We start from the raw sequence: 19,387 nt of genomic DNA, 5'->3' as shown, positions 1-19,387 counted from the left end.
TGTCCGTAAAGGCTAGCGAACCGGCTCCAGCGCTTTTCGGGTCACCGGTCGAACAGCGTCTGCTGCACGGGCCGCGCCTCCTGCCGTGGCCGTGGCACCTCGGGTGCGCGGTTGCCCGCTCCGCTGTCCAGGCCGTGACGGCGCATCAGGCGGGCCAGCCGTTCGGACAGCCAGTGCCGGTAGCCGCGGGTGGCGTAGCTGCCCCTGGCGTACAGCTCGCGGTAACGCGGCACCAGTTCCGGGTGCTCCTGCCGGAGCCAGCCTGCGAACCACTCGCGGGCACCGGGACGCAGGTGCAGCGGCAGCGCCGTGACGCCGGTGGCGCCCGCCTCGGCGATCTCGGCGAGCAGCGTGTCCAGTGCCTCCTGCGAGTCGGTGAGGCCGGGCAGCACCGGGGCGATGAGCACGCCGCAGGGCAGGCCGGCGTCGCGGATGCGGCGGATCATGTCCAGCCGGGCCCTCGGGCTGGGCGTGCCGGGCTCCAGGCGGCGCTGCAGGTCGCGGTCGAGCAGCGCGACCGACACGCCGAGGCCGACGTCGACCCGTTCGGCGGCCTCGGCCAGCAGCGGCAGGTCCCGGGTGAGCAGCGTTCCCTTGGTGAGGATGGAGAAGGGGGTCGCGGCACCGGCGAGCGCGCCGATGATGCCGGGCATCAGCCGGTAGCGGCCCTCGGCGCGCTGGTACGGGTCGGTGTTGGTGCCCATGGCGACGTGCTCGCCGGTCCAGCTGGGCCTGCGCAGCTGTGCGGCCAGCACCTCCGGGGCGTTGACCTTGACCACGACCTGGCTGTCGAAGTCGGCGCCCGCGTCGAAGTCGAGGTAGGTGTGGGTGTTGCGGGCGAAGCAGTACCGGCAGGCGTGCGAGCAGCCGCGGTAGGGGTTCACCGTCCACCGGAACGGCACCGCGGACCCGCCGGGCACCTTGTTCAGCACGGACCGGGCGTGCACCTCGTGGAAGGTGACGCCGGCGAACTCGGGCGTGGTGACCGACCGGACCAGCCCGGGAAGGCTGAGCTGGGGCCGGCAGTCCTCGCGTTGTGCATCCCACCGCATGCCCGTCAGTCGAACACGTGTTCTATCGCGGTGTCAAACGCGGCCCGGCTCTCCCTCCGGAACGCCGCGAAGCACGTGAAGGCCACCTTCACCGCGTGAGACGTCAGGGCACCGCCGGTCAGCCGCGCACCTGGTCGTCCGCCGGCTTGGCGATGTCGATCTGCGCGCCCCAGCGCTGGTAGAGCAGGTTCACCACCGGCTTCGGCTGGCCGGCAGTGGCCGGCTCCGCCGAGGGCACCGTCAACTGGACGAGCCGGCCCGCGTCGTCGACGCCCAGCTCGACCGGCAGCACGGGCGCCTTCGCCTTCGTGCGCTCGGCCAGCGCGGCCCGCAGGTCCTGCGACACCGGCGCGCCACCGCCCGCGTACTCGGCGAACCGGGCGACGTCGAGGTCGACGGTGTACCGCTTGGCGGCGGTGGCCGTGCCCGGCAGCTCGCCGGTGAGGGTCCCCGCCCGCTCGACGACACGCAGGATGTTCTCCGGTTCGGCACTGTCGACGATCCGGACGAACACGGCGCCGAGCAGGTCGTCACCGGCCTTGTCCCTGGGCAGCCGCAGGTACGGCTTGCCGCCGGCCTTCTCGTCCTCGTCGGCCTCGCGGTAGAAGGCTCCGCCGGAGTAGACGAACTTCGTCTCCGGCATCCCGCCCGGGCTCAGCGTCGCGCGCACCTCGAACCCCTGCTCGCCGATGCGGAACAGCCCTTCCGCGTGCCGGCTGCCCTCGGACGAGTTCAGGTACAGCGTGAACGCACCGGTCTTCGCCTGCGCACCGGCCGTCCGGATCGCCGCGGCCAGGCCTGCGGCGTCGAGCTTCTTCACCTCGGGTTCGGTGGCCGCGCAACCACCGGCCATCATCAGCGCGGCAGCGACCACCGCGACAGCACGAGTCAGCAACTGGATTCCCCTCGAATGGCCGAGCGCGACCGTACGCACACCCGGCGTGACGAGGGGTCAGCCTGCCAACCCCGGCCGGCCGCCCGGAAGCGGCCGACCGGATGAACCAGCTAGCCCGGACTGGTGGAAACTAAGCAACCCTCGCCCGCCAGGAACGCGCCGCCAGCATCAGCAGGCGCAGGCTCACCAGGAACGACATCAGCCCCACCACCGCGGTCGACGGCGACAGGAACAGCAGGCCCAGGTCGTGCGACCCGGCCACGGTCATCAGGACCATCCGGACGGCCAGGTCGCCGACCGCTCCGGTCAGCGCCAGCACCGCCAGCCAGCGGGCCAGCCCGGTGACGCGCCCGTACCGCGACAGCAGCCGGGTCGCCAGCAACGCCAGCACCGCCAGACCCGCGACCACGTAGCCACTGCCGTCGGACAACCGCGACAGCTGGCCGAACCACTCCGGCAGCACCGCGCCGACCCTGCTCCACTCGCCGAACGAGGTGATCCGGGTCAGCTCCCAGATGACGTGCATCAGCGGTAACGCCAGCGCCAGCGACCGCAGCACCTGCACCCCGGCCGCGACGCCCAGTTCGGCCTGGAAGTCCCGGCGCACCTGCGCGACGGTGCCGAAGTCGGCCACCGCGCGCCGTTCCGCCTCGGCCGGGTCGAAGCCGCGGGCGCGGTAGGACTCGGCGGCGTCGTCGAGGCCGTCCCTGGCCTCGGCCAGCAGGTCCGCCTTCGCCGCGGGCGCGCCGCGCAGCGTGCCGGCCAGCTCGTCGAGATAGCCCTCGATCACGCCCACGCCAGGCCTCCCCGCGCGGCCGTCCTGGCCGTGGCCAGCGACCGCTGGCCGGCGCCGGTGAGCCGGTAGACCCGCCGCGTCCGCTCCCCCACCCGTGCCCACTCCCCCGTCAGGTAACCGGCGCGCTCCAGCCGCCGCAGCGCCGGGTACACCGCACCCGCCGGTCCCGGCCCGCCGAGCGCCTCGACGACGGCGTGGCCGGACAGTTGCCGTCCCTCCAGGACGGACAGCAGCCGCATGTCCAGGTCCACCCGCATGCCGGACACCGTACGAAGCACGCGGAGCCGGACCCACCGGGAACAACCCTGAGTTTTCCCTGAACCCGGCAGTACCGGCACTACATGTAGGCGCGCTACATGTAGCCTCCCAACATGGATTCGATCGATCTGGCCCGGCTCCAGTTCGCCACCACCACGTCGTTCCACTTCCTGTTCGTGCTGCTCACGCTGGGACTGGTCACGATGGTGACGATCACGCAGACGCGGTACGCGCTGCGCGGGCACGAGGTTCTGGGCCGGATGACCCGGTTCTGGGGCAGGCTCTACGTCGTCAACTACGCGCTGGGCATCGTCACCGGCATCGTCATGGAGTTCCAGTTCGGACTGAACTGGAGCGGGCTGTCGACCTACGCTGGCGACATCTTCGGGGCACCACTGGCCATCGAGACACTCGTCGCGTTCTTCCTGGAGTCGACGTTCCTCGGGCTGTGGATCTTCGGCTGGGGCCGGATGAACAAGTGGCTGCACCTGGCGACCATCTGGATCGTCATGCTCACCGCCTACGCCTCGGCGTTCTGGATCATGGCCGCCAACTCGTTCCTGCAGAACCCGGTCGGCTACCGCGAGGAGGGCGGCGTCCTACGACTCGCCGAGTTCGGCGCGCTGCTGACCAACCCGCTGTTCGTCAACGCGCTGCCGCACGTCCTGGGCGCGGCGCTGCTCACCGGCGGGGTGTTCGTCGTCGGCGTCAGCGCCCACCACTTCCTGCGGCGCTCGGACGAGGTCGACTTCTTCGCCCGCTCGATGCGGACCGGGGTGGTCGTGAGCACCGCAGGCGCTCTGGTGACCGTCGCGTTCGGAGTGGCGCAGTTCCCCGCGGTGACCCGGTTGCAGCCGGACAAGCTGGGGACGCCCGCCACCGGCAGCGCGCTCGGCTTCATGATCATGATCGGCTACTTCTACTTCTTCGCCGCCCCGTTCGCCCTGCTGTTCCTGCCCCGCCTGCGGATCGCCCGGGCTCGCTGGCTGCTGCGCCTGATGGTGTGGGCGATCCCGCTGCCGTTCCTCGCGGCCATCCTCGGCTGGCTGGTGCGCGAGATCGGCCGTCAGCCCTGGCTGATCTACGGCAAGCTCACCACCGCCGACGCCGCCACCAGCCTCGACCCGGTGCACGTCGCGGTCTCCTTCGTCGCGTTCCTCCTGCTGTTCGCCGCGCTCGCCGTCGCCGACTGGACGCTGCTGTCCCGGCTGGCCCGCCGCGGCCCCGAACCGTCCGTCACGCCGGGAGTCTGACCATGGAACTGTTCTTCTGGGCCGTGCTCGGCCTGCTGTCGGCCGGGTACTTCGCCCTGGCCGGATACGACTACGGCGCCGGGATGCTGCTGCGGTTCCTCGGCCGCGACGAGGCGGGGCGCCGCCGCGCGCTCGGCGCGGTCGGGCCGTTCTTCCTCGGCAACGAGGTGTGGCTGGTGGCCGCCGTCGGCCTGCTGTTCGGCGCCTTCCCGCGCTGGGAGAGCAAGGTGTTCGCCGGTGCCTACCTGATCGTGGTGGTGTTGCTGCTCGGCCTGGTCTCGTTCACCGCCGCGGTGCAGTTGCGCAGTCGCCGGCCGGACGCGGGCCGGGGTGCGTGGGACGGGCTGATCACCGTGGGAGCGCTGGTCACCACGGTCTGCTGGGGCCTGTTCCTCGGCGTGCTGGTGCGCGGGCTGCCCGCCGACGGGCCGGTGCCGCTGGCCGACCCGTACCTGGCGGTGTGGGGCCTCGGGTTCGTCGCGCTGCTGCTGTTGCACGGGGCGACGTTCCTCGCCGTGCGGGGCGACGCCGCGCTCGCGGCGCGGGCGCGCCGCATCGCGTTGCGGCTGGTGCCGGTCGTGGCCGGGTTCGTCGCCGCCGTCGCACTGTGGACCGGGCTGTCGCCCAGCATCACGTCCACTGTGGACTCGGCACTGCCCGGCCCCGCGGTGCTGGGCGTGGCGGTGCTCGCGCTGGCCGCGACGTTCACCGGGCTGCTCACCCGGCGGCCCCGGCTGGCGCTGCCCGCGACCATGGTGCTCAGCGCGCTGCCGGTGACACTGGCCGGGACGCTGCGGTTCCCCGACCTGGTCGTGTCGATGGACCTCTACGAGGCGGCGGCCGCGGACGCGACCCTGGACGTGCTGGCGGTGGTCACCCCGCCGGCCGTGCTGCTGGTCGCCCTCACCCAGTGGCTGACCTGGCGCTGGCAGCGGCGCCCGGTCGACCAGCGCACGCTGCTGCACTTCTAGGAGCGGCATGCGTCCCGTCGACCCGCGGCTGGCCGGTGAACTGCCCGGCCTGCGCCGCTATCTCGCCGTCCTCGCCGTGCTGGGCACGGCGACCGCGGCCGCGATCCTCGTGCAGGCGGAGTTCCTGGCCGGCCTGCTCGCCCACGCCGCCGGGCAGCCCGCGCCCGGCACGCTCGGCACCGCCGTCGCCCTGCTGGCCTGCGCCGTGGCCGGCCGGGCCGCGCTGACCTGGGCTGGCGGCCTGCTCGGCGACCGGTTCGCCGCGCGGGCCAGGACGACGCTGCGGGCCACCGTGCTGGCCCGGGTGCGGCCCGGCGCCGATCCGGGCCGGACGGCCACGCTGGTCACCCGTGGTGTCGACGGGGTGCGGGCCTACCTCGCCGACTACCTGCCCCGGCTGGTCGCCTCCGTCGTCGTGCCGCTGGCCGTGCTGGCCCGGCTGGCGGTGGCCGACCTGACCGCGGCGCTCACCATCGCGGTCACCCTGCCGCTGGTTCCGGTGTTCGCGGCGCTGGTCGGTGCGCACACCAGGGACCGGAACCGGCGGCAGTGGCGGCTGCTGTCCACAGTGGGCGGTCACTTCCTGGACATGGTCGCGGGCCTGCCGACGCTCAAGGCGTTCGGGCGGGCGCGGGCACAGGCGGCGGTCGTGCGCCGGATGGCCGACGCACACGCCGGGGCCACCGTGCGCACGCTGCGGGTGGCGTTCCTGTCGGCGCTGGTGCTGGAGCTGGTGGCGACGCTGTCGGTCGCGCTGGTGGCGGTGCCGGTCGGCCTGCGCCTGCTCGACGGCGGGGTCAGCGCGCACACCGCGCTGCTGGTCCTGGTGCTGGCCCCGGAAGCGTACCTGCCGCTGCGGGCGGCGGGCGCGGCGTTCCACGCCGCCGCCGAAGGACTGGCGGTGCTGGAGGAGATCCGGTCACTGCCACCAAGCCCGGTCGCCGGGACACGCGAACCCGGCCCGGTCGGCGAGATCCGCCTGGAGCGGGTCACCGTGTGGCATCCCGGCCGCGACCGCCCGGCACTGTCCGAAGTGGACCTGGTGGTACGCGCGGGCGAGCGGATCGCGCTCACCGGTCCCAGTGGCGCTGGCAAGAGCACGCTGCTGGCCGTGCTGCTGGGGTTCGTCCCGCCCAGCTCCGGCAGGGTACTGGTGGACGGCGTCGACCTGCGCGAGCTGGACCCGGACGCCTGGCGGCGCAAGCTGGCCTGGGTCCCGCAGCGGCCGACGTTGTTCGCCGGGACGCTGCGGGACAACGTCACGCTCGGCCTGGCCGGGACCGTCACCGGCGTGGCGGGGCTCGCCGGGGACCGTGCCGTCGGCGAGCACGGGGCGGGTCTGTCGGCCGGGCAGGCCCAGCGGGTCGGGCTGGCCAGGGCACTGCGGCGCCCGCGGGCGGAGGTGCTGTTGCTGGACGAGCCGACGGCGCACCTGGACACGGCGACCGAGGCGGAGTTCCTGCGCACCGCGCGGACGCTGGCCCGGGACCGGACCGTCGTGCTGGTCGCGCACCGGCCGGTGATGACCGAACTGGCGACCAGGGTGGTGCGCCTGCGCGCGGGAGTGCTGGAGGAACCATGTCACGCTGGGGGCTGAGCCGCGCCGACGCCGTCCGGCTGGCGCGGGCGGCGCTGCTGGCCGTCGCGGCCGAGCTGGCCGGGACGGCACTGCTGGCCACCGCGGCGTGGCTGCTGTTGCGGGCCGCCGAACGGCCGCCGATGGCCGCGCTGACCGTGGCGATCGTCGCGGTGCGCACGCTGGCACTGCTGCGCGGGTCGCTGCGCTACGCCGAGCGGCTGGCCGGGCACGACGTCGTGCTGTCGGCCGTGGGACGGCTGCGTGAGCGGGTGTACCGGGCGCTGCTGCCGCACCGCGACCGCCGGGCCCGCGACGCCGACCTGCTCGCCCGCGTGGTGTCCGATGTGGACGCGGCGCAGGACGCGGTGCTGCGCTGCCTGCTGCCCGCGGTGGTCGCCGGTCTCACCGGGGTGATCGCGGTGGCAGTGGCCCTGCTGGTGGCGCCGGCGGTCGCGGGGGTGCTGGCGCTCGGGTTGCTGGTCGCCGGGGTGGCCCTGCCCTACGGCTGTGCGCGGGCGAGCGCGGCCGCCGCCTGCCGGGCGGCGCCGATCCGGGCCGCTCTCGGGGAGCGGACGGTGGACCTGGTGCGCGGCGCGGCCGAGCTGAGCGCCTACGGCGCCACCGGCGTCGCGCTCGCCGCGGCGGAGGCCGACGCCCGGGCGCTGGCCCGTGCCGAACGGACCGGTGCGGTGGTGGCGCTGTCGGCGGCCGGGACACTGGTGCAGTGGGCCACGGTGGTCGCCGCCTGCCTGCTGGCCGCGCCGTCGGGCGGGCCGGTGGCGGCGGCGGTGGCACTGGGCACGCTGGGGGTGTTCGAGGCCGTGCTGCCGCTGACCGCCGCGGCGCAGCGGTGGGTCGCCGTGGGCGGATCGCTGCGCAGGCTGCGGGACCTGCTGGACGCGCCGGCGCCGGTGGCGGGCACCCGGCCGGTACCGGAGGGGCCGCTGTGCCTGCGGGCCGAACGCCTGACCGGGCGGCCCGGGTTGTCCACTGTGGACCTGGAGTTGCCGCAGGGCAGCCGGGTCGCACTGCTCGGCCCGAACGGGTCGGGCAAGACGACGCTGCTGGACTGCATGGCCGGCCTGGTCGCCCCGGCGTCGGGGCGGGTGACGCTCGACGGCCGCGACCTCGCGGAGTACACCGGCCTGCCCGAGGTGATCACCACGACGGCCACCGCACACGTGTTCCGGGGCAGCGTGCGGGACAACCTCCTGCTCACGTCGCCGTCGGCCGGTGCGGAAGAGCTGCGCGCGGCGTGCCGGGCGGCCGACCTCGACGTCGACCTCGATCAGGACGCGCTCACCCTGTCCGGTGGGCAGCGGCAACGGCTGGTGCTGGCCAGGGCCGTCCTCGCCCGGCCGCGGGTGCTGCTGCTCGACGAGCCGGCCGAGGGACTCGACGCCGGGCACGGCGAGCGGGTGCTGGCCGGGGTGCTGCGGGCGTGCCCGGACGTCACGGTCGTGCTGGCCACCCACACCGAGCCGCCCGCTGACTTTACAAAAGTATTTTTACGTAATAACGTTCCTTCTTGATGAAGGACGTGTGGTACCTGGACCGGCTCGACCAGGCGGAGGCGCTGCTCAAACCGCAGCGGGTGGACGTGCTGCGGCAGCTCGCCGAGCCGAAGTCGTGCGCGGAGGTGGGTGAGGTGCTGGGGCAGACGCCGCAGCGCGTCTACTACCACGTGCAGCGCCTGGTGGAGGCCGGGCTGGTGACGCAGGTGTCGCAGCGGCGGGTGCGGGCCGTGCGGGAGGGGATCTACCAGGCGGTCGCCAGGTCGTTCTGGCTCTCCCCCGCGCTGGTCGGCCCGCTGGCGGCACGCAGCAGGGACGAGCTGAGCCTGGGCTACCTGCTCGACCTCGTCGAGGTGGTGCAGGGCGACGTGGCGCGGCTGGGCCGCCGGACGCCGGAACGCGAGGTGCCGTCACTGGCCGTCGACGGCGAGGTGTGGCTGCGCCCCGGGCAGCGGCAGCCCTTCATGGACGACCTGCGGGCCGCGTTGCAGGGCTTGCTGACCAAGTACGGCGGCGATGCCGGTGAGGGGTACCGGGTCGCGCTGTTCTGCTATCCGAGGACGGAGGACGACGATGAGTGAGGTCCTGACCATCGACGCGCGGATCGCGGCGCCACCGGAGCGGGTCTACGCGGCGCTGACCGACGCCGGCGCGCTGCGCGTGTGGCTGGCCGAGCACGCCGAGGTGTCGCTGCCCGAGGGGCGGTACGAGTTCTGGGGCAGGTACACGCCGCAGGGCGAGCGCGGCAGGCAGTGGCTGGTGGAGGCCGAGCCCGGCCGGGCGCTGCGGTTCGGCTGGCGGCTCGACGACCAGGAGACGACCGCGAGCTTCACACTGGCCGCCGACGGCGACGGGACGAAGGTGAAGCTGGAGCAGACCGGCGTGCCCACGGTCGAGCAGATGATGGCGCACACCGGGCGCCGGGACGGGCTGCACTCGCTGCACACGTTCTGGAGCCTGGCCGTCGGCACGCTCGCCGAGTACGCCGAGGGCCGGGAGCTGACGCCGAAGGCGGACTTCTCGCCGGACCGTCCACTGGAGATCCGCGCGGAGGTGACGGTCGACGACGCGCCGGAGGCGGTGTTCCGGTCGCTGACCGACCCGGAGACCGTGCGGCGGTGGTTCGGCTGGCCGGTCGAGATCGAGCCGAGGGTCGGCGGCAAGGTGACGCTGGGCGCCGACGGCGAGATCACCGAGTTCGAGCCGGGCAGGGTGTTCGTCTACGTCGACGGGGAGATGGTCACCCGCTGGGAACTGGAAGGCTCGGGCGGCCGGACGCGGCTGACGTTCGTGCAGAGCGGGTTCACCGAGGCCGAGCGGGACAGCGCGGCACAACACGAGGCCGGCTGGCTGCAGGGCCTCGCGGAGCTGAAGCGCCTGCACGCCACCGGCGGCGAGCCGCCGCGTGGCCGCGACCTGCCGGGCCGGGAAGGCTAGCCCAGGTAGGGCAGGTGGTCGGCGAACTCGGCCAGGAAACGGTCCACCATCCGGATCTCCTCCGGGTCCAGGCGGTGCGCGGGCTCGCGGCAGTGCGCGCTGCCGAACAGCCCGCGCCGCACCGAGATCAGCTTCTCCGCGGCGATGATCAGCTCGGTGTCCAGCATCCAGTACGAGATGTAGGGCAGCAGCCTGCGGTGCAGCTCCTCCCCTGCCGGGTCGCCCTCGGCCAGCCGCCGCCAGATCTCCACGTAGATCTCGGTGAACGAGCACCCCGGCTGCGTGCCGACGGCGCCGCGGCGGAACGCGTCGGGAAGCTGCACGCCGGCGTAGCCCTCGACGGCGGGCAGCGGCGGGTCACCGGCGGCCAGCTCCGCGATCAGCGCGCCGGGCGGGCTGGACTCCACCTTCACCAGCGCCAGGTTCGGGTGCTCCCGCGCGATCCCGGCCAGCGTCTCGCCGTCCAGGCTCGTGCCGGTCTCCGTCGGCGCGTACTGCACGACCACCGGCACCGGGTCGACGGCGGCCAGCACCGCCCGCACGTGTGCGACGATCGCCCGCCGGGACGGGGCCAGGAAGTGCGGCGGCAGCAGGTTGATCACGTCTGCCCCGGCCCGCACGACGTCGGCGGCCCTGCGCACCGCCAGCCGGGTGGCGTGGTCCTGCACGGCCACGATCGCCGACACGTCGGACGGCCCGGTCTCGGCCAGCAGCACACCGGTCAGCGTCGCGCGCTCGCCCTCGCTCAGCTTGTGGAACTCCGAGGCGAACCCGGGGAACATCACGCTGCCCACCCCGGTCCCCAGCACGTACCGGACCACCCGCCGGAAGCCCTCGACGTCGATCTCGCCGTCGTCGGTGAACGGCACCTCCAGCACCGGCGACACTCCCCGCACGGGCGAGGGCACCCGCACCTCCACGGTGGTCATCCGCGTTCACCTTTCCTCTCCAGCAGTTCCAGCACGGTCCCGCCCAGCACGCGGGCCCGGTCGTCCTCGCCGATCGTCCAGTCGCGCACCCTGGCGACCTCGGCCCTGGGCACGGTGTAGGGCGCGTCGGTGCTGAACACCACCCGACCGACCCCGATCTCCGGGTCGCGGGCGAACTCGCTGAGCACCGTGTCCCACGGCGCGTAGCTGGTGTCGGCGTAGAGGTTGGGCGCGTAGCGCAGCGCGGGCGCGGCGTCGATCCAGAAGTCGGTGGCGCCGCTGCGTCCCATCAGAAAGTCCAGCTCGGGAAACCGGCGCGCCAGGGTGGCCAGCGGCAGCGGGACGGCACTGGGCGGCGTGCCGGTACGCACGTACACCGGCCAGCCCTGCCCGGCGGCGAACGTCAGCAGCGGCTCGACCAGCCCGTCGAGCAGGTCGAACCCCTGCAGCACCGAGTCGACGGCCAGCGCCACCGCCCCGGCGTCGCGGGCCCGGGCCAGCTCGTCGACGGCCGCACGGCCGAACCACGGGTTGGCCACCGCGTAGGCGAGCAGCCGCCCGCCCGAGGCCGCCGCGGCCGCCGTGGTCAGGTCGTTGCCCTCGGCGTTGGCGACGGCGATGCACCGCTCTCCCGGCGCCACCAGCGCCCGGTCGATCCCCAGCTCGTCCATTGTGGACAGCAGGGTCGCGGCGCCGAGCGCGACCTCCCTGCCGTCGCCGATGCGGACGTGCGCGTCGATCACGCTCACGCGGGCACCTCCAGTCCCAGCGCGCCGAGCGCGTCGGCGTGGATGACGTCCTCGATCGCGTCCTCGGGGATGCGCGGCAGCGCCGTGCCGGCCAGGATGTCGTTGACCCGGCGCAGCCCGGCGATCGCCTCACCGGTGTTGGCGATCGGGAAGTCGCTGCCCAGCAGCAGCTTTCCCATACAGCCCCACTCGTGCGCGGCCAGCAGCGACTGGTAGCACACCCACGGCCGCAGGTAGATCGACGACACGTCGGCGTAGACGTGCGGGTGCTTGCGGATGGTCACCGCCGTCTCGGTGCCCCACGGATGTCCCATGTGCGCCATGACGATCCGCAGTTCCGGGAACCGCAGCGCCACCTCGTCGGTCACCAGCGGGTAGGTGTAGCGCAGCGGCGCGTGCCGCATCGGCGAGGCACCCTGGTGGAACAGGATCGGCAACCCTTCCCGCTCGCAGTAGGCGTAGAACGCCAGCGCGGGCTCGCCCAGCGGGTCGAAGTTCTGGTAGTTCGGCCCCAGCTTCACCCCGACCAGGCCCAGCTCGCGCGACCGCTCGGCTTCCTCGAAGACGTTGTCCCACGTCGGGTTCACCGACATGAACCCGATGCGGCGCTTCGGGTCGTCGGCGACGAACTCGGCGGTGTTGTCGTTGGTCCGCTCGGGCGGGTAGGGCAGCCCGGTCATCGGCTCCGGGTCGTCGACGGCGATGTTGAACACGATGCTGACGTCGGCGTCGGCCATCGCCTCGGCGTAGTCGGCCCACGAGTTCGTGGTCACCACCGGGCGGTCGGTGCGCCAGTGCGGGTACACCTTCCGCTCCGCCTCGGGTACGGCCCCGACGTGGGTCGGGGTGTGCGCGTGCACGTCGACGATCACCGGAACCGCCTCCTCAGGTCGTCCCTCGGCCGCACGCCGAGCCCCGGTCCGGTGCCGAGCCGGACCCGGCATCCGTCGCTGTCCAGCGGGGTGTCCAGAATGTCCTCGGCGTAGTAGTGGGCGCCGATGATGTCGGACGGGAACGCGGACAGTTCCGGCAGCGCGCACGCCACGTGCAGCTGCGCCGCGGCACCCAGCCCCAGTTCGCCGTTGGACCCGATCAGCACCGGCAACCCGAACGCCCGCGCCACCGCACCCATCCCGACGGCCCGTCCCGGCCCACCCGCCTTGCCGACGTACAGGCTCACCACGTCGGCGGCCTCGGCCCGGATCACCCTGGTCAGGTCGGCCGTGCCGAACACCGACTCGTCGGCCACCACCGGCAGCCCGTGCGCACGCAGCGCCGCCATGCCGGCCAGGTCCTCCGGCGGCAGCGGCTGCTCGGCGAACGCGACCCCGAACCCGGCCAGCCCGCGCACCGCGGTGGCGGCCTCGGCGCGGTTCCACCCGCCGTTGGCGTCGGTGCCGAGGAAGGCCTGCGGCCCGGCCAGTTCCCTGGCCAGCCGCACCCGTTCCAGGTCGCCGGTCACCCCGAGCCCGACCTTGACCTTGAACGCCCCGAACCCGGCCGCGACCGCCGCCGCGTACGCCCGTTCCAGCCGCGCCCCGTCGCCGGACAGCGACAGCTTGATCGGCACCTCGTCGCGGTAGGGCCCGCCCAGCGCCACGGCCAGCGGCACGCCGAGCACCCGTGCGTGCGCGTCCCACAGTGCCGTCGACAGCCCGGCCTTGGTGAACGGGTTGCCCGCCAGCACGCGGTCCATCACCGCCTCCAGCGCGCCCACCGGTGCCAGCGGCCTGCCCAGCAGCGCGGGCGCCAGCACGGTGTGGGTGAAGTGCCGGGCGCTGACCGCGTCCTCCCCGCTCCACAACGCGGTGCCGCTGACCTCGCCGTAGCCCTGCGCTCCGCCGGACGTGGTGACCCGTACGAGCAGGAAGTCCGACCGGTCGTGGGCGCCCTTCGCGCCGCGCACCACCAGGTCCGGGTGGGCGGGCAGGCTCACCGCGACGCTGTGTACCGCCGCGATCCGCTCGCTCATGCCAGCCACCGGCCGAGCAGCGCACGCGGGGCGTGGTCGAGCAGGTCGGCGCGCTGCTCGCCGGTGATGCCCCAGCCGTCGATCTCGGCGACCCGGGCGACGGCGTAGTCCTGGCTTGCCTTGTCGGACAGGCCGGCGTCGGTGCCGAACAGCACCTTGCCGCGTGGCGCGTGCTCGATGATGTACCGGGCCGCGTAGGGCGGCGTGCCGCACAGGCACAAGTAGAGATTGTCGGTCTCGCACACCATCGCCAGCGCCTCCCGCCAGCAGTCGTGCAGGCCGCCGTGGCCGAGCACGACCGGCAGCCGGGGGTGGCGGCGGGCCAGCGCGGCGATCTGGCCGGGCATCGAGTACGGCGGCGTGCCGTCGTGCGACAGCAGGATGCCGCCGCCGTCGATCACCTCCTCGCAGATCGCGTCCAGCGACCGCTCGTGCATGCTGAACCCCTGCAGCCACGGATGCAGCTTCAGCCCGCCCAGCCCCAGCTCGGTGAAGCAGCGGCGGACCTCGTCGGCGGCGTCGGCGTGGCGCGGGTTGACCGTGCCGTAGCCGATCATCCGGCGCGGATCGGCCGCGACGAACGCGGCCAGCTCGTCGTTGGCGGCCGGGGTCGCGTTGAACAGCCCGTCGTGCGAGAGCACCACGGCGGCCTCGATGCCCGCGCTGTCCAGGAACTCCAGGAACTCCCCCGGCCCGAACGCGGTGCCGCCGAGCCAGGTTCCGGTGTGCCAGGCCGGGGTGTGCGTGTGGAAGTCGATCATCACATCCTCGCCAGCTCGATCAGCCGCGCGCTCAGCGCGGACACCGCCTGTTCCAGCCACGCCGCGCCGGCCGCGGCGTCGGCCAGTTCCGGGTGGTCGGTGTAGCCGTCGATACGCAGCCACGCCTTCGGGTCGTGCTGATCGACACCGTCCACAGTGGACCCCGCCGGCGGGTCGGGGCGCGGGCGGCGCGGCGCCACCAGCGTCTCGTCGACGGCCAGCACCATCGACGTCTCGAACCGCCCGGCGTGGCCGGGCACCGCCGGGTCGGCGGGCAGCAGGTCCCAGTAGTGCGTGACCGACACCGCCAGGCCGTACCGCGACGACGCGCCGGACGCGGCGGCGTGGCACACCCCGCGGTTGCCGCCGTGGCCGTTGACCACCAGCAGCCGCCGCCCGCCACCGGCGACGACCGAGCGGGCCAGGTCGCCGAGCACGGCGGTGGCGGTCTCCACCGACAGCGACAGCGTGCCGCCGAAGGGCAGGTGGTGATCGGAGGCGCCGAACGGCAGGCACGGCGCCAGCACCAGCGGCCGGTCCGCGAGCGGGGCGGCCGCCTCGGTGGCGCGGGCGGCGACGGCGCCTGCCAGCAGGGCGTCGGTGCCGGTGGCCAGGTGCGGGCCGTGCTGCTCGGTCGCCCCGAAGGGCAGCACGACCAGCGCGTCCGGCAGGACGGCACGCAGCTGTTCACGGGTGGAGTCGGCCCAGCGCAGGAACGTCACCGGCCACCTCCGGCGAGGCGGGCGACCCGGGTGCTGGTCTCCAGCGCGGCCAGCCCGTCGGCGAGGCTGGGGCTGGGCACCGGGTCGGTGCCGGTGATCAACGCGACGAACCGGCTGACCTGCAGGTCGAAACAGCGGGTGGTGCGGTCGCCGGTGAACCGGACCCGTTTGACCGTGTGGCCGAACGTCGCGTCGAGCGCGAAGCTGGACCCGTCGAGCACGGCGTGTCCGCGGTCGCCGAGGAAGGTGATCTCGCAGCGTGGCAGGGCGGCGGTGAGCCAGCCGAACTCGGCCAGCACGGTGACTCCGCCGGGATAGCGCAGCCGCGCGCCGCACAGGTTGGCGGAGGGCAGCCCTGGCCGGGTGGCCACCGACCAGGCGTCGTCGACGGCGGTGGGCCCGCCGCCGAAGAGGTGGGCGAACCAGTCGAAGACGTGCGCGCCCTCGTGCACCACCGGCAGGCCGTGGCCCAGCGTCGCCTCGATCCGCCCGGCGTGCCCGGGATCGGCCGGGTCCCGGCGTTCGTCGTAGATGTGGGCCCGCACCAGCAGGTCGTCGCCCAGGACGCGCCCGGTGATCCAGCGGCGCAGGACGTCCATGGCCGGGTCGTGCCGGTAGGTCAGGCCCACCTGGACGCGGGCCCGCTGCTCCGGCGGCAGCTCCGCCAGCGGTGCGGCGGCCTCCGGCGTGACCGCGACCGGTTTCTCGGCCAGCACGAACACCCCGGCCTGCGTGGCGCGGGTGATCAGGTCCGTGGTGACCCACGGCGGCGTGGCCAGCACGACGCCGTCGACGGCGACGTGGTCCAGCACCTCGTCCAGGCTCGCGTAGGGCGCGCCGCGTGCCGGGTCGGGGTCGGCCAGCGCCACCACCTCGACGTCGGGGTTGCGGCGCAACGCGGGCAGGTGCGCACCGGTCCCGATGTCGCCGAGCCCGACCAGCGCGAGGCGGACGGTCATGCGGGCACGTCCAGGGTCGGGATCGCCGACAGCAGGGTCCGCGTGTACTCGTGGCGCGGGTTGCCGAAGATCTCCTCGCGGGTGCCCTCCTCGACCACTTCCCCGCGGTACATGACCGCCAGCCGCGGCGCCATCGACCGGACGACGGCCAGGTCGTGCGAGACGAACAGGTAGGTCAGGCCCAGCCGCTGCTGCAGGTCGCGCAGCAGGTCGAGAATCTGCGCCTGGATCACCACGTCGACCGCGGACACCGCCTCGTCCAGCACCAGGAACGACGGCTCCAGCGCGATGGCGCGGGCGATGTTGACCCGCTGGCACTGCCCGCCGGACAGCTCCCTCGGGTAGCGGCCGGCGAACGACGCGGGCAGGCCGACCAGGCCCAGCAGCTCGGCCACCCGTGCCCGGCGCTCCCGTTTGGACAGTCCTTCGTGGACGGCCAGGGGCAGGCCGACGATGTGCTCGACGGTCTTGCGCCGGTTCAGCGAGCCGATCGGGTCCTGCAGCACGACCTGCATGTCGCGGCGACGGCGGCGCAGCTCGCGGGCGGACAGCGTCGCCAGGTCGGTGCCCTGGTGGCGCACGGTGCCCGAGGTCGGCCGGTCCAGTCCCAGCAGCAGCTGGGACAGCGTGGACTTGCCCGACCCGGACTCCCCCACCAGCCCGACGGTCTCGCCGCGGTGGACCCGCAGCGACACCCCTGCCACGGCGGTGACCGAACCGAAGCGGCGGTGCACGTCCTCGGCCTCGACCAGCACCTCACCGGTCCCGGCCGGTGTGCCGACGGCGGGCTCGGTGTCCAGGGTGACCACGGCGTCGAGCAGCTGCCGGGTGTAGGCGTGCCCGGGTGCGGCGAGCACCGAGCGCAGCTCGCCGGTCTCCACGACCCGCCCGTCGCGCATCACGCAGATGCGGCGGCAGAACTGGGCGGCGACGGCGAGGTCGTGCGTGATGAACAGGACCGCCATGCCGCGCCGCCGCGCCAGGTCGTCGAGCAGCGCCAGGATGCGCGCCTGCGTGGTGACGTCGAGCGCGGTGGTGGGCTCGTCGGCGATCAGCACGTCGGGTTCGCAGGAGATCGCCATGGCGATCATCACCCGCTGCCGCATGCCGCCGGAGAACTGGTGCGGGTAGTCGGCGATGCGGGTCCGCGGATCGGGCACGCCGACCTCGTCGAGCAGCTCGACCGCGCGGCGCCGGGCGGCGGCCGCGTCCAGGTCGGTGTGCGCCCGCAGGGCCTCCACCAGCTGGTTGCCGACGGTGCGCACCGGGTTGAGGCAGGACAACGGGTCCTGGTAGATCATCGCCACCGTGCCGCCGCGGACGCGTTCCAGCTCGCGTTCCGGCGCGGTGGCCAGGTCGGTCGCGCCGAGCATGACCCTGCCCGCGGTACGCACCGTCGGCTCCGGGTTCAGCCGCATCACGGCCAGCGAGGTCAGCGTCTTGCCGCTGCCCGACTCGCCGACCAGCGCCACCCGCTCGCCGCGGCGCAGGGTGAGGTTCACGCCGTGCACCAGCGGGCGGACCTGCTTGCCGGACCGGACGCCGAGGTCCAGTCCCTCCAGGCGGAGTACTTCCTCGCTCATGACGTGCTCCGGTGCAGGACGCGTTGCAGCTGGTCGCCGATCGTGTTGAGCGCGGCGATGGCGGCGATGATCAGCAACGCGGGCATCAGCGGGTACCACAGCGACTCGTAGAGCCGGTCGTAGCCGGCCTTGAGCAGCGTGCCCCAGGACGCGTCCGGGGGCTGGATGCCCAGCCCGACGAAGCTCAGCGTGGCCTCCAGCATCAGCGAGGTGGCGACGTTCAGCGACGCCTGCGCCAGCAGCGCGGGCAGCGCGTTGGGCAGCACCTCGCCGAACAGGATGCGGGTCCGCGGCACCCCGACGGCGTCGAGGCCGTGCACGTACTCCGACTTCAGTTCGGCCAGCACCGCGGACCGGGCGATCCGGGCGGTCAGCGGCGACATCAGCAGCCCGGCGACGACGGTCATCGCCACCAGGTCCGATCCGAACGCCGCCACGAACACCAGCGCGAACAGGATGGTCGGGATGGCCAGCGCCGCCTCGGCGATGCGCATCAGCACCTCGTCCAGCCAGCCGGAGCGGGCCGCGGCCAGCAGGCCCCAGGAGACGCCGACGACCATCGCGATCAGCGTGGCACCGGCGGCGAAGCCGAGGGAGAGCTGACCGGCCTGGGCGACCCGGGACAGCAGGTCGCGGCCCAGCTCGTCGGTGCCGAACGGGTGCGCGAGGCTGGGGTCGGCGAACTTGTTCCGCGCGTTGATCGCGGTCGGCGAGGCCAGCAGGAACGGCTGCACGAGCGCCAGCAGCACGAACAGCCCGAGCACCACCAGTGCCGCCACCGCGGGCGGGCGGGACAGGAACCGGCGCAGCAGGCCGGGACCGGCCTGTTCGGACGGTTCACCCGGCGGTGCGGCGGCACCGGGTTCGGCGCTCACGCGGCGGCCTCCTTCCGGCTCCCGCGCACCCGCAGGCGCGGGTCGAGCACGCCGTAGAGCAGGTCGACGACGAGGTTGACCAGGACGAACACCGCGGCCAGCAGCAGCACGGTGCTCTGGATGACGGCGTAGTCGCGTTTGTAGACCGAGTCGACGATCAGCGAGCCCAGCCCGGGCCAGCGGAACACGTACTCGACGACCACCGCGCCGGACAGCACCGCGCCGACGGTGATGCCCAGCGACGTCAGCGCGGGCAGCAGGGCGTTGGGCAGGACGTGGCGCAGGATCACCGCGCGGCGCGGAATGCCCTTGCCGACGGCGGTGCGGACGTGCTGCGAGTTCTCCACCTCGGCCAGCGACGCCCGCAGGTAGCGGATGAGCGGCGCGGACAGGCAGATGCCCAGCGTCAGCGCCGGCATGATCAGCACGCGCAGGTTGGCCAGCGGATCCTCGGTCAGCGGCACGTGGTTCTCTGCGGGCAGGATGCCCAGCTGCGCCGAGAAGATGGCGATCAGCACGATGCCGAACACGAACGGCGGCGCGGCCATGCCCAGCGTGGTGTAGCCGCCGACGATCCGGCCGAGCCACTTGCTGCGCAGCACGGTCGGCAGCACGGAGAGCACGACGGCCAGCAGCACGGCGAGCAGGACGCCCGCCAGGGACAGCTCCAGCGTCGGGCCGAGCTGCGCGCCGATGAGGCTGCCCACGTCGAACTGGCTGAAGTAGGACCGGCCCAGGTCGCCGGAGAGCAGGCCGGTGACCCAGTCCCAGTACTGCACCGGGATCGGGTCCTCCAGGCCCAGTTCGGTCCGCAGCTGCAGCAGGGCCTTCGGGTCGATGCCCTGTGCCGCGCCGACCTTGGTGACCGTGGGGTCTCCGGGCAGCAGCCGGAGCACGACGAAGATCAGGATCGACACCAGCACCAGCATCACCACGCTGGCCCCGAGCCGCCGCAGGATGTAGGCGGTCATCGCCGCACCACCGCCCTTGCTGCCTTCCCACCACTTGCTCATGGTGACCACCCGGGCGCGTTCAGACGGATGAGCTGCAAGGCAGAGGCCCGCGACTCGTATCGGAGATAC

At 73.6% G+C, this 19,387-nt stretch carries 20 protein-coding genes; 6 read left to right on the top strand and 14 right to left on the bottom strand.

Features of this window, described 5'->3' with window-relative positions; genetic code table 11:
- Positions 1–41: 41 nt before the first annotated feature.
- The 4 genes from EWH70_RS00335 to EWH70_RS00320 all read right to left on the bottom strand — a co-directional run bounded on the left by EWH70_RS00335 (position 42) and on the right by EWH70_RS00320 (position 3,000).
- Positions 42–1,052, bottom strand: coding sequence for an Rv2578c family radical SAM protein (locus tag EWH70_RS00335; protein WP_130473157.1), 1,011 nt, complete (start codon positions 1,050–1,052; stop codon positions 42–44).
- Positions 1,053–1,170: 118 nt separating this feature from the next.
- Positions 1,171–1,947, bottom strand: coding sequence for a hypothetical protein (locus EWH70_RS00330; protein WP_130473156.1), 777 nt, complete (start codon positions 1,945–1,947; stop codon positions 1,171–1,173).
- 130 nt (positions 1,948–2,077) lie between these two features.
- On the bottom strand, positions 2,078–2,743 hold the full coding sequence (locus tag EWH70_RS00325; RefSeq protein ID WP_130473155.1) for a permease prefix domain 1-containing protein: 666 nt from the start codon (positions 2,741–2,743) through the stop codon (positions 2,078–2,080).
- The gene (locus EWH70_RS00320; protein ID WP_130473154.1) at positions 2,734–3,000 is read right to left on the bottom strand and encodes a PadR family transcriptional regulator; all 267 of its coding nucleotides are present in this window, start codon (positions 2,998–3,000) and stop codon (positions 2,734–2,736) included. Before EWH70_RS00320 ends, EWH70_RS00325 begins: the two co-directional genes overlap by 10 nt.
- 114 nt (positions 3,001–3,114) lie before the next feature.
- Here EWH70_RS00320 and EWH70_RS00315 point away from each other — a divergent pair, with 114 nt between their 5' ends.
- Genes EWH70_RS00315 through EWH70_RS00290 form a run of 6 tightly spaced genes read left to right on the top strand, consistent with a single transcriptional unit; the run spans position 3,115 to position 9,755 of the window.
- On the top strand, positions 3,115–4,254 hold the full coding sequence (locus tag EWH70_RS00315; RefSeq protein WP_130473153.1) for a cytochrome ubiquinol oxidase subunit I: 1,140 nt from the start codon (positions 3,115–3,117) through the stop codon (positions 4,252–4,254).
- A 2-nt stretch (positions 4,255–4,256) separates the two neighbouring features.
- Entirely contained in the window at positions 4,257–5,225 is a 969-nt protein-coding gene (locus EWH70_RS00310; RefSeq protein ID WP_130473152.1) for a cytochrome d ubiquinol oxidase subunit II, read from the top strand.
- A 7-nt stretch (positions 5,226–5,232) separates the two neighbouring features.
- Positions 5,233–6,822, top strand: a complete 1,590-nt coding sequence (gene cydD, locus EWH70_RS00305) for a thiol reductant ABC exporter subunit CydD (RefSeq protein WP_130473151.1) — start codon at positions 5,233–5,235, stop codon at positions 6,820–6,822.
- Entirely contained in the window at positions 6,804–8,336 is a 1,533-nt protein-coding gene (gene cydC / locus EWH70_RS00300) for a thiol reductant ABC exporter subunit CydC (RefSeq protein WP_130473150.1), read from the top strand. The genes cydD and cydC overlap by 19 nt, the downstream gene beginning before the upstream one ends.
- Entirely contained in the window at positions 8,336–8,899 is a 564-nt protein-coding gene (locus tag EWH70_RS00295) for a winged helix-turn-helix domain-containing protein (RefSeq protein ID WP_130473149.1), read from the top strand. The genes cydC and EWH70_RS00295 overlap by 1 nt, the downstream gene beginning before the upstream one ends.
- Positions 8,892–9,755, top strand: a complete 864-nt coding sequence (locus tag EWH70_RS00290; protein ID WP_130473148.1) for an SRPBCC family protein — start codon at positions 8,892–8,894, stop codon at positions 9,753–9,755. Before EWH70_RS00295 ends, EWH70_RS00290 begins: the two co-directional genes overlap by 8 nt.
- On the opposite strand, the gene EWH70_RS00285 is transcribed toward EWH70_RS00290, so the two are convergent.
- The 10 genes from EWH70_RS00285 to EWH70_RS00240 are packed head-to-tail and all read right to left on the bottom strand — an operon-like array spanning position 9,752 to position 19,318.
- Positions 9,752–10,684: a dihydrodipicolinate synthase family protein gene (locus tag EWH70_RS00285; RefSeq protein ID WP_165436098.1), complete on the bottom strand. Its 933-nt coding sequence runs from the start codon at positions 10,682–10,684 to the stop codon at positions 9,752–9,754. The two genes, EWH70_RS00290 and EWH70_RS00285, sit on opposite strands and share 4 nt — an antisense overlap.
- On the bottom strand, positions 10,681–11,433 hold the full coding sequence (locus tag EWH70_RS00280) for an amidohydrolase family protein (protein ID WP_130473147.1): 753 nt from the start codon (positions 11,431–11,433) through the stop codon (positions 10,681–10,683). Before EWH70_RS00280 ends, EWH70_RS00285 begins: the two co-directional genes overlap by 4 nt.
- Complete coding sequence (locus tag EWH70_RS00275) at positions 11,430–12,305, bottom strand: amidohydrolase family protein (protein ID WP_130473146.1); 876 nt, start codon at positions 12,303–12,305, stop codon at positions 11,430–11,432. Before EWH70_RS00275 ends, EWH70_RS00280 begins: the two co-directional genes overlap by 4 nt.
- On the bottom strand, positions 12,302–13,405 hold the full coding sequence (locus tag EWH70_RS00270) for a mandelate racemase/muconate lactonizing enzyme family protein (protein ID WP_130473145.1): 1,104 nt from the start codon (positions 13,403–13,405) through the stop codon (positions 12,302–12,304). Before EWH70_RS00270 ends, EWH70_RS00275 begins: the two co-directional genes overlap by 4 nt.
- Positions 13,402–14,166 carry an amidohydrolase family protein gene (locus EWH70_RS00265; protein WP_130473144.1) on the bottom strand — a complete coding sequence of 255 codons (765 nt, stop codon included), beginning with the start codon at positions 14,164–14,166 and terminating at the stop codon, positions 13,402–13,404. Before EWH70_RS00265 ends, EWH70_RS00270 begins: the two co-directional genes overlap by 4 nt.
- Positions 14,166–14,888 (bottom strand): creatininase family protein, encoded by a 723-nt coding sequence (locus EWH70_RS00260; protein WP_130473143.1) that lies wholly within the window; start codon positions 14,886–14,888, stop codon positions 14,166–14,168. Before EWH70_RS00260 ends, EWH70_RS00265 begins: the two co-directional genes overlap by 1 nt.
- Positions 14,885–15,847: a Gfo/Idh/MocA family protein gene (locus EWH70_RS00255; RefSeq protein ID WP_130473142.1), complete on the bottom strand. Its 963-nt coding sequence runs from the start codon at positions 15,845–15,847 to the stop codon at positions 14,885–14,887. The genes EWH70_RS00260 and EWH70_RS00255 overlap by 4 nt, the downstream gene beginning before the upstream one ends.
- Positions 15,844–17,430, bottom strand: coding sequence for an ABC transporter ATP-binding protein (locus EWH70_RS00250; protein WP_130473141.1), 1,587 nt, complete (start codon positions 17,428–17,430; stop codon positions 15,844–15,846). The genes EWH70_RS00255 and EWH70_RS00250 overlap by 4 nt, the downstream gene beginning before the upstream one ends.
- Positions 17,427–18,305 (bottom strand): ABC transporter permease, encoded by an 879-nt coding sequence (locus EWH70_RS00245; RefSeq protein WP_130473140.1) that lies wholly within the window; start codon positions 18,303–18,305, stop codon positions 17,427–17,429. Before EWH70_RS00245 ends, EWH70_RS00250 begins: the two co-directional genes overlap by 4 nt.
- Entirely contained in the window at positions 18,302–19,318 is a 1,017-nt protein-coding gene (locus tag EWH70_RS00240; protein WP_240686714.1) for an ABC transporter permease, read from the bottom strand. The genes EWH70_RS00245 and EWH70_RS00240 overlap by 4 nt, the downstream gene beginning before the upstream one ends.
- Positions 19,319–19,387 lie beyond the last annotated feature (69 nt).

It is taken from the genome of Amycolatopsis suaedae (assembly GCF_004214935.1).
Classification (GTDB): Bacteria; Actinomycetota; Actinomycetes; order Mycobacteriales; family Pseudonocardiaceae; genus Amycolatopsis; species Amycolatopsis suaedae.
The sequence above is the reverse complement of the archived record's forward strand: the minus strand, read 5'-3'. Positions and strand labels throughout refer to the sequence as shown.